At 47.1% G+C, this 16,397-nt stretch carries 8 protein-coding genes, 2 tRNA genes and 1 rRNA gene; 10 read left to right on the forward strand and 1 reads right to left on the reverse strand.

The annotated features are described in order from the left end of the window. Positions 1 to 216: 216 nt before the first annotated feature. The 3 genes from CCC17_RS01695 to CCC17_RS01705 all read left to right on the forward strand — a co-directional run bounded on the left by CCC17_RS01695 (position 217) and on the right by CCC17_RS01705 (position 3,341). Positions 217 to 3,104 (forward strand): 23S ribosomal RNA (locus tag CCC17_RS01695). Positions 3,105 to 3,194: 90 nt separating this feature from the next. After that, positions 3,195 to 3,267: transfer RNA gene (locus CCC17_RS01700), tRNA-Asn, on the forward strand. A gap of 3 nt (positions 3,268 to 3,270) precedes the next feature. Then, positions 3,271 to 3,341, forward strand: a tRNA-Cys gene (locus tag CCC17_RS01705). 180 nt (positions 3,342 to 3,521) lie between these two features. On the opposite strand, the gene CCC17_RS01710 is transcribed toward CCC17_RS01705, so the two are convergent. Further along, positions 3,522 to 3,860: a hypothetical protein gene (locus tag CCC17_RS01710; protein ID WP_138277129.1), complete on the reverse strand. Its 339-nt coding sequence runs from the start codon at positions 3,858 to 3,860 to the stop codon at positions 3,522 to 3,524. Between the two features lie 327 nt (positions 3,861 to 4,187). Here CCC17_RS01710 and CCC17_RS01715 point away from each other — a divergent pair, with 327 nt between their 5' ends. From CCC17_RS01715 to CCC17_RS01745, 7 genes are all read left to right on the forward strand, one after another. Continuing rightward, positions 4,188 to 4,901, forward strand: a complete 714-nt coding sequence (locus CCC17_RS01715; protein WP_118512987.1) for an ABC transporter ATP-binding protein — start codon at positions 4,188 to 4,190, stop codon at positions 4,899 to 4,901. Next, the gene (locus CCC17_RS01720; protein WP_270483670.1) at positions 4,895 to 8,767 is read left to right on the forward strand and encodes an FtsX-like permease family protein; all 3,873 of its coding nucleotides are present in this window, start codon (positions 4,895 to 4,897) and stop codon (positions 8,765 to 8,767) included. Before CCC17_RS01715 ends, CCC17_RS01720 begins: the two co-directional genes overlap by 7 nt. Before the next feature lie 64 nt (positions 8,768 to 8,831). Beyond that, positions 8,832 to 9,575 carry a creatininase family protein gene (locus CCC17_RS01725; RefSeq protein WP_118512989.1) on the forward strand — a complete coding sequence of 248 codons (744 nt, stop codon included), beginning with the start codon at positions 8,832 to 8,834 and terminating at the stop codon, positions 9,573 to 9,575. A 413-nt stretch (positions 9,576 to 9,988) separates the two neighbouring features. Continuing rightward, complete coding sequence (locus CCC17_RS01730) at positions 9,989 to 12,643, forward strand: valine--tRNA ligase (RefSeq protein ID WP_118513122.1); 2,655 nt, start codon at positions 9,989 to 9,991, stop codon at positions 12,641 to 12,643. Positions 12,644 to 12,658: 15 nt separating this feature from the next. Continuing rightward, entirely contained in the window at positions 12,659 to 14,770 is a 2,112-nt protein-coding gene (locus CCC17_RS01735) for an LTA synthase family protein (RefSeq protein ID WP_118624211.1), read from the forward strand. 171 nt (positions 14,771 to 14,941) lie between these two features. Then, entirely contained in the window at positions 14,942 to 16,240 is a 1,299-nt protein-coding gene (locus CCC17_RS01740; protein ID WP_138277132.1) for a bifunctional folylpolyglutamate synthase/dihydrofolate synthase, read from the forward strand. Beyond that, positions 16,237 to 16,389 carry a hypothetical protein gene (locus tag CCC17_RS01745; protein WP_021977044.1) on the forward strand — a complete coding sequence of 51 codons (153 nt, stop codon included), beginning with the start codon at positions 16,237 to 16,239 and terminating at the stop codon, positions 16,387 to 16,389. The genes CCC17_RS01740 and CCC17_RS01745 overlap by 4 nt, the downstream gene beginning before the upstream one ends. Positions 16,390 to 16,397: the final 8 nt, after the last annotated feature.

Here is a 16,397-nt window from a genome sequence, read left to right on the forward strand (position 1 = left end):
AGTATTGTACCTTGAAAACTGCATACATGAGATTTGATTAAGTTAATCAAATATCCTTAAACGCAAAGTATTAAGAAATTAATGCAAACGCAAAGATAGGAAGACATCGATTTATCTGTTATGAACAGAGTAATCAAACACCGTTGTAAAACGCGAGAGGTGATACAACAGAGAATCAAGAGACCGCATCACCTACGCTAGGGTGATGAAGCGAAAGGTCAAGCAATAAGGGCACAGGGCGGATGCCTTGGCACTAAGAGCCGATGAAAGACGTGATAAGCTGCGAAAAGCTTCGGGGAGGAGCAAATATCCCGTGATCCGGAGATGTCTGAATGGGGAAACCCGCATGAGCAGACCTCATGCATCCATACGCCAATCCATAACGTATGGAAGGGAACCCGGGGAACTGAAACATCTAAGTACCCGGAGGAAAAGAAAGAAACATCGATTCCGTAAGTAGCGGCGAGCGAACGCGGAGGAGCCTAAACCGGTGTGCGTGCATGCCGGGGTCATGGACTGCATTTAAGATTCAGCGAAGTTAACAGAACGGTTTTGGGAAAGCCGGCCGGAGAGGGTGAAAGCCCCGTACGTGAAAGCAGAGCTGACTGAGCAGGATCCGGAGTACCACGAGACACGAGGAACCTTGTGGGAAGTAAGGGGGACCACCCCCTAAGGCTAAATACTACTTAGTGACCGATAGCGCATAGTACTGTGAAGGAAAGGTGAAAAGGACCCCGGGAGGGGAGTGAAAGAGAACCTGAAACCCTGTGTCTACAAGCTGTGGGAGTACTTTATATGTACGACCGCGTACTTTTTGTAGAACGGTCCGGCGAGTTACGCTTACTGGCAAGGTTAAGTCCTCAAGGGATGGAGCCGTAGGGAAACCAAGTCTTAACAGGGCCAGAGTCAGTAGGAGTAGACCCGAAACCGGGTGATCTATCCATGTCCAGGTTGAAGCTGCCGTAAGAGGTAGTGGAGGACCGAACCCACATCCGTTGAAAAGGGTGGGGATGAGGTGTGGATAGGGGAGAAATTCCAATCGAACCCGGAGATAGCTGGTTCTCCTCGAAATAGCTTTAGGGCTAGCCTCGGTGTGAGTCTTGCGGAGGTAGAGCACTGAATTTCCTAGGGGGCGTCAAAGCCTACCGAAGAATATCAAACTCCGAATGCCGTGTAGATATCACCGGGAGTCAGACTGCACGAGATAAGTTGGGCGGTCAAAAGGGAAAGAGCCCAGACCTACAGTTAAGGTCCCAAAGTGCGCGTTAAGTGGAAAAGGATGTGGGATTTCGAAGACAACCAGGATGTTGGCTCAGAAGCAGCCATACATTCAAAGAGTGCGTAATAGCTCACTGGTCGAGAGGTCCTGCGCCGAAAATGTCCGGGGCTGAAACGCGCCACCGAAACTAAGGAATCCGTAAGGATTGGTAGAGGAGCATTGCATATGGGAAGAAGCAGTACCGTAAGGAGCTGTGGACTATATGGAAGAGAGAATGCCGGAATGAGTAGCGAGATAGAGGTGGGAATCCTCTAGGCCGAATATCCAAGGTTTCCAGGGTAAAGCTGATCTGCCCTGGGTGAGTCGGGACCTAAGGTGAGGGCGAGAGCCGTAGCCGATGGACAACAGGTTGATATTCCTGTACTGCAGTATGACAGAACTGTGGGGACACGTAAGGAGAGCGGGAGCCGGGAATGGAAAGCCCGGTACAAGCGAGGTACCAGTATGGTAGGAAAATCCGCCATGCAATGGGAAGACGTGATGTGGAGTGAATTTTAGTAGCGAAGCCCGTGAGCCATGCGTCAAGAAAAGCCGCTATCGTTCATATTGTACCCGTACCGTAAACCGACACAGGTGGATGAGGAGAGAATCCTAAGGCCGGCGGAAGAAGTATTGCCAAGGAACTCGGCAAAATGGCCCCGTAACTTAGGGAGAAGGGGTGCCTGCGAGAGCAGGCCGCAGAGAATAGGCTCAAGCAACTGTTTAGCAAAAACACAGGTCTATGCGAAACCGAAAGGTGAGGTATATGGGCTGACGCCTGCCCGGTGCTGGAAGGTTAAGAGGAGAGGTTAGCAGCAATGCGAAGCTTTGAATTTAAGCCCCAGTAAACGGCGGCCGTAACTATAACGGTCCTAAGGTAGCGAAATTCCTTGTCGGGTAAGTTCCGACCCGCACGAAAGGCGTAATGATTTGAGCGCTGTCTCGGCAATACATCCGGTGAAATTGAAGTGCCAGTGAAGATGCTGGCTACCCGCGCCAGGACGGAAAGACCCCATGGAGCTTTACTCCAGTTTGGCACTGGGGTCCGGTGTTGCATGTACAGGATAGGTGGGAGGCTGAGAAACGGTAACGTCAGTTGCCGCGGAGCCGCTGTTGGGATACCACCCTTGTGATATTGGGCTTCTAACCAGCCGCCGTAATCCGGCGGTGGGACAATGCCAGGCGGGGAGTTTGACTGGGGCGGTCGCCTCCGAAAGGGTATCGGAGGCGCCCAAAGGTTCCCTCAGAATGGACGGAAACCATTCGAAGAGTGCAAAGGCAGAAGGGAGCTTGACTGCGACACCGACGGGTGGAGCAGGTACGAAAGTAGGGCTTAGTGATCCGGTGGTATTAAGTGGGAATGCCATCGCTCAACGGATAAAAGCTACCCTGGGGATAACAGGCTTATCACTCCCAAGAGTTCACATCGACGGAGTGGTTTGGCACCTCGATGTCGGCTCATCGCATCCTGGGGCTGTAGTAGGTCCCAAGGGTTGGGCTGTTCGCCCATTAAAGCGGTACGCGAGCTGGGTTCAGAACGTCGTGAGACAGTTCGGTCCCTATCCGGCGTGGGCGCAGGATATCTGAGAGGAGCTGTCCTTAGTACGAGAGGACCGGGATGGACGGACCGCTGGTGGACCGGTTGGCTTGCCAAAGCCATGGCCGGGTAGCCAAGTCCGGAAGGGATAAACGCTGAAGGCATCTAAGCGTGAAGCCCCCCTCAAGATGAGATATCCCATTCTTAGTGAAGTAAACCCCCTTGAAGACGACGAGGTAGATAGGGCAGAGGTGGAAGTGTGGTAACACATGGAGCTGACTGTTACTAATCGGGTGAGGGCTTGACCAAGAAACGCAGGTTAAGAATTGATTCAAGAAGTTTGATTAACGATCAACAAAGCATGTATGTAGTTTTTAAGGTACAAACCTTAATAAGTATTCCTCCTTAGCTCAGTCGGTAGAGCATGCGGCTGTTAACCGCAGTGTCGTTGGTTCGAGTCCAACAGGGGGAGCATGGTGCCATAGCCAAGTGGTAAGGCAAAGGTCTGCAACACCTCTATCCCCGGTTCAAATCCGGGTGGCACCTCTCAGAAAGCCCTGGAAGAATAAATTTCCAGGGCTTATTAATTGTTATTTGACAAAATAAAAGAGCTGACAGCAGAAGCAAAAAAGCTCGCTGATTCCATAAGAAAATAATCAAACTTAATACACATATTCAATAAAAAAAGCAGAACCCTGCACAACCAGGCAGAGTTTTGCTTTTTTGTCAATTATTGTGAAAATAGATCAATGAAGCAGGATCCGCAGAAGCTTTTTCTGGTTCAGCTGCCAGATCAGCGGCAGAATCTGCAGAAGGTTTCTGAAGATCCATTCGGTAAAGATATAAGATCCCACCGAAGAAACCGGGAATCAGTCCGGCGTATCCACCGGCACATAAGATCACAATCAGCTTCACCATCAGTTCTGTCTGAAGTCCCAGACAAACAAGTAATCCGGCAAGAATTCCGGCTACACTCCATCCAGATGTCAAAAGTGTAAGAAAAACAGCTGGCGCAGGGGCCTTTTTTTTATTTTGATCTAAGTGATTCCATAGTGTTTTATACATAATCCATTCCTCCTGTTTTGATGGAATTATACTTCTGCTGTTGTCAGCAACAGTCAGCCATAATATTGATTTCCTTTATCTGTATCTGTCTGTATTATAGAAAAGAAATGTAAAATACAAATGCGCAGGAATGAAAAATTTTTGTAAAATATAAGTAGAAATTGCATTTTGAATTAAGAACCGATATACTTATAAATATAGTTATTGATAATATTCGATCACAGCCGAAAACATTTTTCTATAGCTGTGATACGTGAGTGAGAGAATTAAAAGGGGGCAGATAAAAGCCCCCTGAAATCATATAGAGAGCAAAGAGGAGGGGTGGAAATGGAGCATACGGAAGATTATGTGAAGCTGGAGAATGTATCCAAAATATATGGCTCAAAAGAAGTGAAGATCATAGCAGTGGATGAGATCAGCTTCCGGATAAAAAAAGGAGAATTTGTGGTTGTGGTAGGACCCAGCGGTGCCGGAAAGACGACGGTGCTGAATATCCTGGGCGGAATGGATAAGGCCACATCCGGCAATGTCTGGATCGATGGAAAAAATATCGCAAAATATACAGACCGGCAGCTGACCGGATACCGGCGGAAGGATATTGGATTTGTATTCCAGTTTTATAATCTGGTGCCAAATCTGACTGCATTGGAGAATGTGGAGCTTGCTCTTCAGATCTGTAAGGATCCTCTGGATGCCAGGACAGTTCTGGAGGAAGTGGGTCTGAAGGAGAGACTGACTAATTTTCCGGCACAGTTATCCGGCGGTGAGCAGCAGAGAGTTTCCATAGCCAGAGCTCTGGCGAAGAATCCAAAGCTTCTGCTCTGTGATGAACCTACAGGAGCGTTGGATTATCAGACCGGCAAGGCAATCCTGAAGCTCCTTCAGGATACCAGCAGGGAACGGGGCATGACGGTTATTGTCATTACTCACAACTCTGCACTGACACCTATGGCCGACCGTGTGATCAAGATCAAAAACGGCAAGGTTTCCAGGATGACCGAAAATGCACATCCCACACCAGTGGAAGAGATTGAATGGTAGGTGACGGAATGAAAGCATTGCACAAAGATTTCTGGATGGAGATCCGGAAAAGCAAAGCACGTTTTATCTCGATCTTTCTGATCGTGGCACTGGGCGTTGCATTTTTTTCCGGGATCCAGGCGTCTTCTCCGGATATGAGATATTCCGGAGATGCCTATTATGAAGCAGCAAAGCTGATGGACCTGAAGATCCAGGGAACACTGGGACTGACTGAGCGTGATGTAAAAGCGGTATCAGACATTGACGGTGTGGAATTGGCTGAGGGCGGTTACTCTACGGATGTTATGAGTGGAGAGGACGATGCCAGGAAGGTTCTTCATCTGGAATCCATCAGCAGCAATTTTAATCTGCTCACAGCAGATGAAGGAAGGATACCGAAAAAAAGCGGCGAGATTTTTCTGGACAAGCCATTTGCAAAGAATCGGGGGTATAAAATCGGGGATACCATATCCGTCAGGGAGGATGGAGACAGTGAGCTTCTGAAAAAAACAACCTATACAGTTGTGGGAATCGGAAGCAGCCCTCTTTATATTTCGTTTAACAGAGGAAATACGACTCTTGGATCCGGTGAGGTCAGCGGCTTCGGATACATTCTTCCTGAGGATTTTGAACAGGAAGCTTTTACCCAGATCTATGTTATGGTTCATGAATCCGGGGATGTGATCAGCTATACCGATGCCTATGACAATCTTATCAGGAAAATACAGAAGCGTGTGGAAGGCATCGAAAAAGAACAGTGCAGACTGCGCTATGATGAGATCGTCGCAGAAGCCAATGAAAAACTGGATGATGCCAGAAAAGAGCTTGAGGACGGAAAGAAGGAATCAGAGGAAAAACTTAGCGACGCGAAGAAAAAGCTGGATGATGGGCAGAAGAAGTATGATGATGGAAAAAAAGAGTACGAAGATGGAAAACAGCAGCTCAGCGATGCAAAAAAAGAACTGACCGACGGAAAACAGCAGCTTGCTGACGGAAGAAAGCAGATCGAAGATGGATGGTCTCAGCTTAACAGCGCAAAACAGCAGGTGGAAGACGGTCTGTCCCAGTTAAATGCTGCCAGATCCCAGCTTGCCGACTCCGAAGCACAGATAAATGGGAAGCAGTCAGAGCTGACTGCCGGATATGAACAGCTGACTGCCGCAAAACAGCAGGTAAGTGACGGTGAGGCTCAGCTCCGGGAAGCGGAGAAAACCCTGGAAAGCAAACAGGCTGAGCTTGACAGTGGAAGAGAACAGCTGGAAACGGGAAAGAATACGATCAAAGAAACAAAGGCTGCTCTCACCAGTCAGAAAGAACAGTGTGAGGCAGGACTTGTACAGGTTTCCGAGGGCGAATCCCAGATCAGTTCCGTTGAAGAAGCCCTTTCCGGGCAGCAGGCACAGCTGGATGAACTGACCAGTCAGAAAGAGGCATTAAGCAGTCAGGCGGCGGAGCTGCAGGCGCAGTATGACGCCGGTGCGGAAGCAGGAAAAACTGAGGAAGAGCTGGCGGAGCTTTTCACACAGATTCAGACATTAAATGGTCAGATCAGTGCAATGGAAGAACAGATAAATGCCGGTCAGGCACAGATCGACGGGGCGCGGTCAGAGCTTACTGCAAAAAAATCAGAGCTGGCCCAGACAAGAGCTGAACTGGAGAGCAGCCTAGGTCAGATCAATGAGGGCTTCAGCCAGATCAAAGAACAGGAAGAAACACTTTCCGGGACAGAGGCACAGCTGAACAAAGGCCAGGAAGAACTGGATAAAGGGAAAAAAGAGCTGGAAACAAAGAAAGCAGAGCTTTCAGCGGCAAAAGAAGAAATTGCGGCAAACCAGGCAACTCTGGATGATGGCCAGAATCAGCTGGATTCGGCCAGAGTCCAGCTCAGCTCCGGGAGGCAGCAGCTGGAGGAAAAACAGGCCCAGTTAAATGCCGGTCAGGCAGAAATCCAGGCCAACACAGAAAAGCTTACCAGCAGTCAGGCTGAACTGGATGCAAATGAACAGAAACTCCTGGACGGAGAAAAGGAAATCCAAGAAAACGAACAGAAATTAAAAGATGCAAAAAAAGATCTGGAGGACGCAAAAAAGAAGCTTTCCGATGGAAAGAAAGAATATCAGGATGGCAAAAAAGAGGCCGATGAAAAAATTGCGGAAGCCCAGCAGAAGATCGAGGATGCCCAGAAAGAGGTGGATGATATTGAAACACCGGAGTGGATCATCACAGATCGTAATGACCTTCCGGAATATTCGGATTTTGGTGATAACGCAGAGCGGCTGAAAAACATCGGAAAGGTTTTCCCGATGATATTCTTCCTTGTAGCGGCTCTGATCAGTCTTACCACGATGACACGAATGGTGGAGGAACAGCGAACCCAGATCGGAACCATGAAAGCGCTGGGCTACGGAAAAGCATCCATTGCATCCAAGTATCTCAGCTACGCATTTCTGGCTACAGCAGGCGGAAGCGTTGCAGGAGTACTTTTCGGAGAAAAGGTTCTTCCGTATATCATTATCCAGGCCTATGGGATCATGTACTGGAATATTGGCGATCACATGCAACTGGATTATGAGTTACAATATGCACTGATCGCTTCCGGAGCAGCGGTGATCTGTACTATGGGCGCTACACTGTTTTCCTGTGCAAGAACCCTGGCAGAAACACCGGCATCTCTGATGCGTCCGCCTGCACCGAAAGAGGGAAAACGGATCCTTATTGAACGGATCAGCTTTATCTGGAAGCATCTGAGCTTTTCCTGGAAATCGTCCATGCGAAACCTTTTCCGTTATAAAAAACGTCTTTTTATGACCATTTTCGGAATTGCAGGAAGCATGGGACTGATGCTTGTAGGATTCGGACTTTATGACTCCATTATGGATATTGCGATTCTTCAGTATGATCAGATCCAGCATTACGATGCCATGGTGATCAATGATGAGGATGCCACAGACAGCCAGGAAAAGGATCTTCTGAAATTCCTGGACGAAAACAGCGAGATCGATCACTATACCCGTGTGCAACTCACCAAGATGACGGCACCAAAAGAAAAGGGAAGTGTCAGTATCTATGTGTATGTTCCGGAAAATACGGAAAATTTTAAAGAGGATGTAACGTTACGTGACAGAAAGTCCCACGAGCAGTATGAGCTTACCGACGACGGAGCCGTGATCTGTGAAAAAACAGCTTCACTTATCGGTGTGAAAACAGGAGACGAGATCACCCTGGAGAAAGATAACAGAAAGTATAAAGTAAAGATCACTGCTGTCACAGAGAACTATATGGGACACTACGTTTACATGACCCCATCCTGCTATGAAAAAACATTCGAAGAGAAACCGGAGTATTCAAGTACAGTATATACTATGAAAGAGGATGCAGAGAGTGATCTGGAAACTCTTGGAAATGCGATCCTGAAATATCCGGCGGCTTTAAGTATCAGCTATACAAGCAGCACGGCAGGTCAGGTAGAGCGAATGCTGGGATCCCTCGGAGCGGTGATCTGGGTCCTGATCATTTCGGCCGGAATGCTGGCATTTGTGGTACTGTATAATCTGAACAACATCAATATCACAGAGCGTCAGAGAGAGCTTGCAACATTGAAGGTCCTGGGATTTTATGATGGCGAGGTTTCCCAGTATGTATTCCGGGAAAATATCCTGCTGTCCTTCATAGGAATCCTGGCAGGCGCAGTGTTCGGAATCTTCCTCCATCGGTATGTGATCACAACCGTTGAGGTAGATGCGGTGATGTTCGGAAGAAATATCAAGCCAATAAGCTTTGTTTACAGTGGAATCATTACCTTCGGATTCTCCATGTTTGTAAATATGGTGATGCATTTTAAGCTGAAAAAGATCAATATGGTAGAGTCACTGAAAAGCGTAGAATAAAATAATAAAAAATAAGAAAGCGAAAAATTAATTACCGGAGAGGTAAAAGGATAAGGAGACGAGCATGAAAAAAGTATTATACGAGGAATTACTTCCGGAAGAATGTGTACAGAGGATAAAGGAGATGCCGGTTGCCTATCTGCCACTTGGCACACTGGAATGGCATGGGCCGCATATGCCTCTTGGAGCTGATGGAATCCAGTCAAAAGAACTGTTTGTCCGGGTGGCAGAAAAGGTCGGCGGTGTTGTGCTTCCGATGCTGTTCATGGGACCTGACCGTTTATTTGATGATCGTGGAACTGTATTTTATGGAATGGATATCAATACAGAGGGTGCATTGAATACCTATTATGCCCAACAGATGAAAGGCAGTGCCTACTGGATGGAAAAGGGACTGTTTCAGGATCTGCTGCGCAGTATTTTTGCTCAGCTTTCCAGAGCAGGAGTCCGTATCGTTGTGGGACATGGACACGGTCCGTCGACAAATGTATTTCAGGAAATGAAGGAAGAGGCAGAAGAAAAATACGGACTGTGCATTATGACAGCATGGACCTATGCGGATGATGAGAGACTGAAATATCAGAATGATCATGCCGGAGCAAATGAGACCTCTATTGTAATGGCTGTTCGGCCGGAGCTGGTTGACTTTGGACAGGTAAAAGAAGATGAGAGTAATCTGATCGGTATTGCAGGACGTCATCCGGTCAGAGAATCATCGGAAGCATTCGGAAATGAAATTCTGGAATATACAATGAAAACACTGATCTCAGGCATTGAAAAGGAGTACAAAACAATAAAAGAAAGATAGATACCTGTCTTGACAAAAAAAGAAAATTTCATTATAGTAGGAACATGGCAAAGGCGTTGAATAAGAGGAGTATGCAGATCTACGCTGACAGAGAGAAATGCACAGACGCAAGAGAAGCGCAGGCTGAAAGGCATTTTCAGATGGAAGACTGCAGAAGGTAGCTTAGGAGCCGGGAAACTGAAAGCAGAAATGCAGAACAGATGCTGCTGTGTAGGTTTTCACGTACCCCGCGTTAAGGGACAAGAGATAGACGGGAATAACAGATGTTTTTTCCGGATAATGAAGGTGGTACCGCGAGAATGATCGCCCTTCGCACATTAGTTATTGGCTTTTGTGTGGAGGGCGTGTTTTTTTCTTGCAGAAAACAGGAGCATTTTAAGGTTCCTATAATCAGAAAGATTCAGGAGGAAAACATGAGCAAAGAACTTGCAAAGACTTATGATCCTAAGGGCATTGAGGATCGTCTGTACAAAAAATGGATGGATAACGGATACTTCCATGCAAAAGTTAATCCGGACAAAAAACCTTTTACAATTGTAATGCCGCCGCCCAATGTAACCGGACAGCTGCATATGGGACATGCACTGGATGAGACCATGCAGGATATCCTGATCCGTTTCAAAAGAATGCAGGGCTATGAGGCACTCTGGCAGCCGGGAACTGACCATGCAGCCATTGCTACAGAGGTTAAGGTAACAGAGAAGCTTCGTAAGGAAGGGATTGATAAGAACGAGATCGGCCGTGACGAATTTATGAAACATGCCTGGGCATGGAAAGAGGAGTACGGCGGAAAGATCATCAATCAGCTGAAAAAGCTGGGAGCATCTGCAGACTGGGAGCGTGAGCGCTTTACCATGGATGAGGGCTGTTCCAAGGCTGTTCAGGAAGTATTTATCCGTCTTTATGAGAAAGGATATATCTACAAAGGCTCCAGAATCATCAACTGGTGTCCTGTGTGCCAGACCTCTATTTCTGATGCAGAGGTTGTGCATGAGGACCAGGACGGATTTTTCTGGCACATCAATTATCCCATCGTAGGTGAGGAGGGCCGTTTCGTTGAGATCGCGACCACTCGTCCGGAGACACTTCTCGGCGATACAGCAGTTGCTGTAAACCCGGAGGATGAAAGATATAAAGACCTTGTAGGAAAGATGCTGAAGCTTCCTCTTACAGACAGAGAGATCCCGGTTATTGCCGATGAGTATGTTGACAAGGAATTCGGAACAGGCTGCGTTAAGATCACACCGGCACACGACCCCAACGACTTTGAGGTTGGACGCCGTCATGATCTTGAGGAGATCAACATCTTAAATGATGATGCCACCATCAACAGCCTTGGCGGAAAATATGCAGGTATGGACCGCTACGAGGCACGTAAGGCCATGGTAGAAGACCTGAAGGAGCAGGGACTTCTTGTAAAAGTCGTTCCGCACAGCCACAGTGTTGGTACTCATGACCGATGCGGTACAACGGTAGAGCCGATGATCAAACCACAGTGGTTTGTAAAAATGGACGAAATGGCAAAAGCTGCTATCAAGACTCTGGACGAAGGAAACCTTCAGTTTGTTCCGGCACGTTTTGACAAGACTTACCTGCACTGGCTGGAGAATATCCGTGACTGGTGTATTTCCCGTCAGCTCTGGTGGGGACACAGAATTCCGGCTTATTACTGCGATGAATGCGGTGAGATGGTTGTTGCAAGAGAAATGCCTGAGAAATGCCCGAAATGCGGATGCACACATATGCATCAGGATGAGGACACTCTGGATACCTGGTTCAGTTCCGCACTTTGGCCGTTTTCCACACTTGGATGGCCGGACAAGACACCGGAGCTTGAGTACTTCTATCCTACAGATGTTTTGGTAACCGGATATGATATCATCTTCTTCTGGGTTATCCGTATGGTATTCTCCGCACTGGAGCAGACCGGTGAGACACCGTTCCACCATGTTCTGATCCACGGACTGGTACGTGATTCCCAGGGACGTAAGATGAGTAAATCTCTTGGAAACGGTATCGATCCGCTGGAAGTTATCGACAAATACGGCGCAGATGCCCTTCGTCTTACACTGATGACAGGTAACGCACCTGGAAATGATATGCGTTTCTACTGGGAGCGTGTAGAATCCAGCCGTAACTTTGCAAATAAGATCTGGAATGCTTCCCGTTTCATTATGATGAACCTGGAGGGCAAGACAGTAACAGAGCCGGGAGACCTGAACGCATTGTGCAACGAGGATAAATGGATCCTTTCCAGACTGAACACAGTGATCCGTGATGTTACTGAGAATATGGATAAATATGAGCTTGGAATTGCCGTACAGAAGGTCTATGATTTCCTGTGGGATGAGCTCTGTGACTGGTATATCGAGATGGCAAAGGTAAGACTGTGGAAGGCAGAGGAAAACCCGGCAGCAGCAAACGATGCACTGTGGACACTTCGCACTGCGCTGACACAGGGACTGAAGCTTCTTCATCCGTTCATGCCATTTATCACAGAGGAGATCTACTGCACACTGCTTCCGGATGAAGAGTCCATCATGATCTCTGACTGGCCGGTATACAGAGACGAGATGAATTTTGCAGATGCTGAGAAAGCAGTTTCAAGCTTCCAGGAGGTTGTACGTGGAATCCGTAATACCAGAAACGAGATGAACGTACCGCAGAACAGAAAGACCAATATCTACATCGTAGGCAAAGATGCAGAGTGCTGTGCCCATTTTGAGTCCTGCAAGAAGTCCTTTACAAACCTTGCGTTTGCAAAAGAGATCCACGTACAGCAGGATAAGAACGGAATCGGTGAGGATGCGGTATCCATCGTTGTGGCAGACGGTGTAGTATATCTGCCGCTGGAGGATCTGATCGACCGTGAAAAGGAGATCGAACGTCTCACAAAAGAGCAGGAGCGTCTCACAAAAGAGATCGCACGCTGCGAGGGAATGCTGAACAATCCGAATTTTGTGAACAAGGCACCAGCATCCAAGGTAGAGGCAGAGAAGGAGAAACTTGAGAAATACAAAGAGATGAAAGAGAAAGTGAACCTGCAGTTAACACAGATGGTGAAATAACGAAGGAGTGTTTTAATGAAGTGGTGTAACTTTTTCAATAAGATTTCGCTGATACTTCAGGCTCTGGGCTGTGCAGTCCTGTACTTTGTGATCGAGGCCATATGCAGGCACTCGTTCACAGAGGCGTGGACCTACATGACCACAAGGCCACTTGTATTTGCTTATAATGCGGCGTTTATCTTTACGACGATGCTGATTGTTTATCTCTTCCGAAAGAGAATTTTCTGGCGTATATTTGTGGGCAGCTTATGGCTGTTTCTGGGAATAGTAAACGGTGTGCTTCTTCTCAACCGTGTCACACCGTTTACAGGACCGGATGTGAAGAATCTGACAGATGGACTCAGTATTGCAAAAAAATATCTGACCCGTACCCAGATGACCATAGGTGCAGTTCTTCTGGGGATTGCAGTTCTGATTCTTCTGATCATCCTGATAAGATCGCCGAAGTACAGAGGCAAGCTGAAATATAAGGTAAATATTCCGCTGGTCCTGGTCGGGGTTCTTGCATTTGGAGGAATCACACAGCTTGCTCTGGAAAAAAGAGTTCTTTCCAATTATTTTGGAAACATTGCCATAGCTTATGAGGATTACGGATATCCCTACTGTCTGGCAACGACGATCTTTAATACCGGAATCAGTGCTCCGAGAGACTATTCCGAGAGTGAGATCAAAAGGATCGAGAAGTCGGAAGAAAATCTTCCGGAAACGAAAGAAGGCAGTCATCCGAATATTCTGTTTTTGCAGCTGGAGTCCTTTTTTGATCCTACGCTGGTAAATTATCTGGAACTGTCAGAAGATCCTATTCCGAATTTCAGAAAGCTGATGAAGGAGTATTCCTCCGGATATTATAAGGTACCTTCCGTAGGAGCCGGAACCGCAAATACCGAGTTTGAGTCCATTACCGGAATGAGCCTTCATTATTTTGGACCAGGAGAGTATCCTTACAAGAGTATCCTTAAGGAAACTACCTGTGAGAGCGCACCGTATGTTCTGAAGAATCTGGGCTATACTGCTCATGCAGTACATAACAATGAGGCGAATTTCTACGGAAGAAGAAGCATTTTTCCGAATCTGGGATTTGATACCTTCACTTCGGCAGAGTACATGAAGGATGAAAACCAGAAGAACCCGTTGGGCTGGACAAAGGACAGTGTCCTCACCGATGAGATCGTCAAGTGTCTGGATTCCACAGAAGGACCTGATTATGTATATACTATTTCCGTGCAGGGACATGGAGATTATCCTTCAGAACCGGTACTGGAAAATCCGGAGATCACAGTTTCCGGGGCACCTACTGACGAGCTGAACAATAAGTGGGAGTATTATGTAAATCAGATCCACGAGATGGATAATTTTGTCAAGGAGCTTACTGATAAGCTGGAAGATTATCCGGAGGATGTGGTGCTTGTCATGTATGGTGATCACCTTCCAACCATGGGACTGACCGTGGAGGATGTGGAGAATAAATATCTGTTCCAGACAGAGTATGTGATGTGGGATAATTTCGGACTTAAGAAAAAGAAAGAAAATCTTGCGGCATACCAGATGGCAGCAGAGGTTATGGATCGTGTAGGAATCCATGAGGGAAATGTTTTCAAGTATCACCAGGCAAGAAGAAACACCAAAAATTATCAGGTGGATCTGGAGACCCTGCAGTACGATCTTCTCTACGGAAAACAGTATACATATGACGGAGAGAATCCTTTTGAGCGGACAAAGATGCGTATGGGAATCTATGATACCACACTGGATTCGATTCAGGTTGTGTCTGAGATGGATCACACCTATTATATCCAGGGAACAAACTTTACGCCATCCAGCCAGGTCAAGATCAACGGAGAATGGTACGATACGGTTTACGTGAATCCTACCAAGCTGATCATTACCGGAAAGGAACTGGATGATTTTGACCGGCTCTCGGTAGTGCAGCGAAGCAACAGTTCCACCAGAAAGGCCATGACAAAGAGCCATGACCGGGCAGTTTATGCACTGCTTGCTGACAGCAAGTGGAAGCTTGACAGTGAAAAGAGCAGTTCTGATACAGGGCTAACGGAGGAAACGGATATAGCGTTAGAAACGGGATCCACAGAAGATTCCGGTGAAGAAAACAGTACAGACAACCAGTAAATGGCATAGAAAAAATACTCCGATACAAAAAATGTCGGATAAAATATTACGATTAGGACTGGACATCTTCCACCACTATTATATAATGGTATCGTAACGAACAGGAGGGGAGAAGCTTTTCTCCCCAAAAGTTCTTTACGAATACATTATAGATAAGTGATGGTTTTTTTTATGAATTACGAAGAAGCAGTTGCGTATATTGAAGATATACCGAGATTTACTACTAAGAACAGCCTGGACCATACCAGAGAATGCTTAAGAAGACTTGGAGATCCGCAGGAGAAATTCCGTGTGATCCATGTGGCAGGAACCAACGGAAAGGGAAGTACCTGTGCTTTTATCACATCGGTCCTTCGGGAAGCAGGATATTCCTGCGGACTTTTTACATCTCCTCATCTGGTGGAGATCAACGAGCGTTTTCAGATCAACGAGGAAGTGATCGATGACGATACCTTCCTTCGTGCTTTTGAAAAAGTTAAAAAGCTTTCCGATGAGCTGGTTGCGGAGGGAAGCTATCATCCCACCTATTTCGAGACACTCCTTCTGATGGGAATGGTGATCTTTGCAGAAGCCGGCGTGGATTATGTAACACTGGAGACCGGTCTTGGCGGACGTCTGGATGCAACCACTGCTGTGGAGAATCCGGCAGCCTGTGTGATCACATCCATCAGCCTCGATCATATGCAGTATCTTGGAAATACAGTTTCCGAGATCGCAGGAGAGAAGGCAGGGATCATGGTGCCGGGTGTTCCGGTGATCTACGATGGAAATGATTCGGATGCGGCCGGAGTGATGCGTGAGCATGCAGAGAAGCTGGGATGTCCATATTATGAGCTGAAACGGGAGGATACAGAAATCCATAAGATCACAAAGGACGGAATCAGGTTTTCTCTTAAGGACGAGACATATGGCGATACCGTATTTGATATACCGTTTATCGCTCGTTATCAGGTTATGAATGCAGCTCTTGCGGTGAAAACCATTCAGGTACTGGAAGATCAGATCCCGGTATCTCTGGAGGCGCTGAAGGCCGGTATGGCAAAAACACGCTGGCAGGGAAGGATGGAAACGGTTCTTCCGGGTGTGATCGTGGATGGCGCACATAACGAAGACGGTGTCGAGAAGTTTGTAGAGACAGCAGAACATTTCCAGAAGGAATTTCCTCTGACTCTGCTGTTTTCCGCAGTGGATGACAAGGACTATACGGATATGATCCGCACGATCTGTACCAGGATCCGTTTCCGACATGTGATCGTCACACAGGTAGGCGGATATCGTAAAGTTCCGGTAGAAGAGCTTGCGGAGATCTTCCGTGAAGACGGAGTACCGGAAGTGGAAGCAATAGAGGATGTTCCAGCAGCTTTTGAACGGGCAGTAAAGGAAAAAGGCGAGGATGGAATGCTGTTCTGTGTAGGATCCCTTTATCTGGTCGGTGAGATCAAGGCTGTGATCAGGAGGAAAAAATTATGATCGATTACGAAGAGGAACTGAAGAAATTTGAACCATGTCTGGATGTGGCAGATGTAGAAGGTGCCATTTATGACCGGGAGATCACAGATATCATGGATGTACTCCAGGAGATGCTGCGTGAGGTCAAGAGCAACAGACGTGTAAGATAAGGAGAAGT

The sequence above is a fragment of the Blautia sp. LMAG:36 genome (assembly GCF_008680535.1).
GTDB classification, from domain to species: Bacteria; Bacillota; Clostridia; order Lachnospirales; family Lachnospiraceae; genus Blautia_A; species Blautia_A fusiformis.

Coding starts and splice junctions, on each gene's coding strand:
- CCC17_RS01710 (WP_138277129.1), bottom strand. CDS start 3,860: ATGTATAAAACACTATGGAATCACTTAGATCAAAATAAAAAAAAGGCC.
- CCC17_RS01715 (WP_118512987.1), top strand. CDS start 4,188: ATGGAGCATACGGAAGATTATGTGAAGCTGGAGAATGTATCCAAAATA.
- CCC17_RS01720 (WP_270483670.1), top strand. CDS start 4,895: ATGGTAGGTGACGGAATGAAAGCATTGCACAAAGATTTCTGGATGGAG.
- CCC17_RS01725 (WP_118512989.1), top strand. CDS start 8,832: ATGAAAAAAGTATTATACGAGGAATTACTTCCGGAAGAATGTGTACAG.
- CCC17_RS01730 (WP_118513122.1), top strand. CDS start 9,989: ATGAGCAAAGAACTTGCAAAGACTTATGATCCTAAGGGCATTGAGGAT.
- CCC17_RS01735 (WP_118624211.1), top strand. CDS start 12,659: ATGAAGTGGTGTAACTTTTTCAATAAGATTTCGCTGATACTTCAGGCT.
- CCC17_RS01740 (WP_138277132.1), top strand. CDS start 14,942: ATGAATTACGAAGAAGCAGTTGCGTATATTGAAGATATACCGAGATTT.
- CCC17_RS01745 (WP_021977044.1), top strand. CDS start 16,237: ATGATCGATTACGAAGAGGAACTGAAGAAATTTGAACCATGTCTGGAT.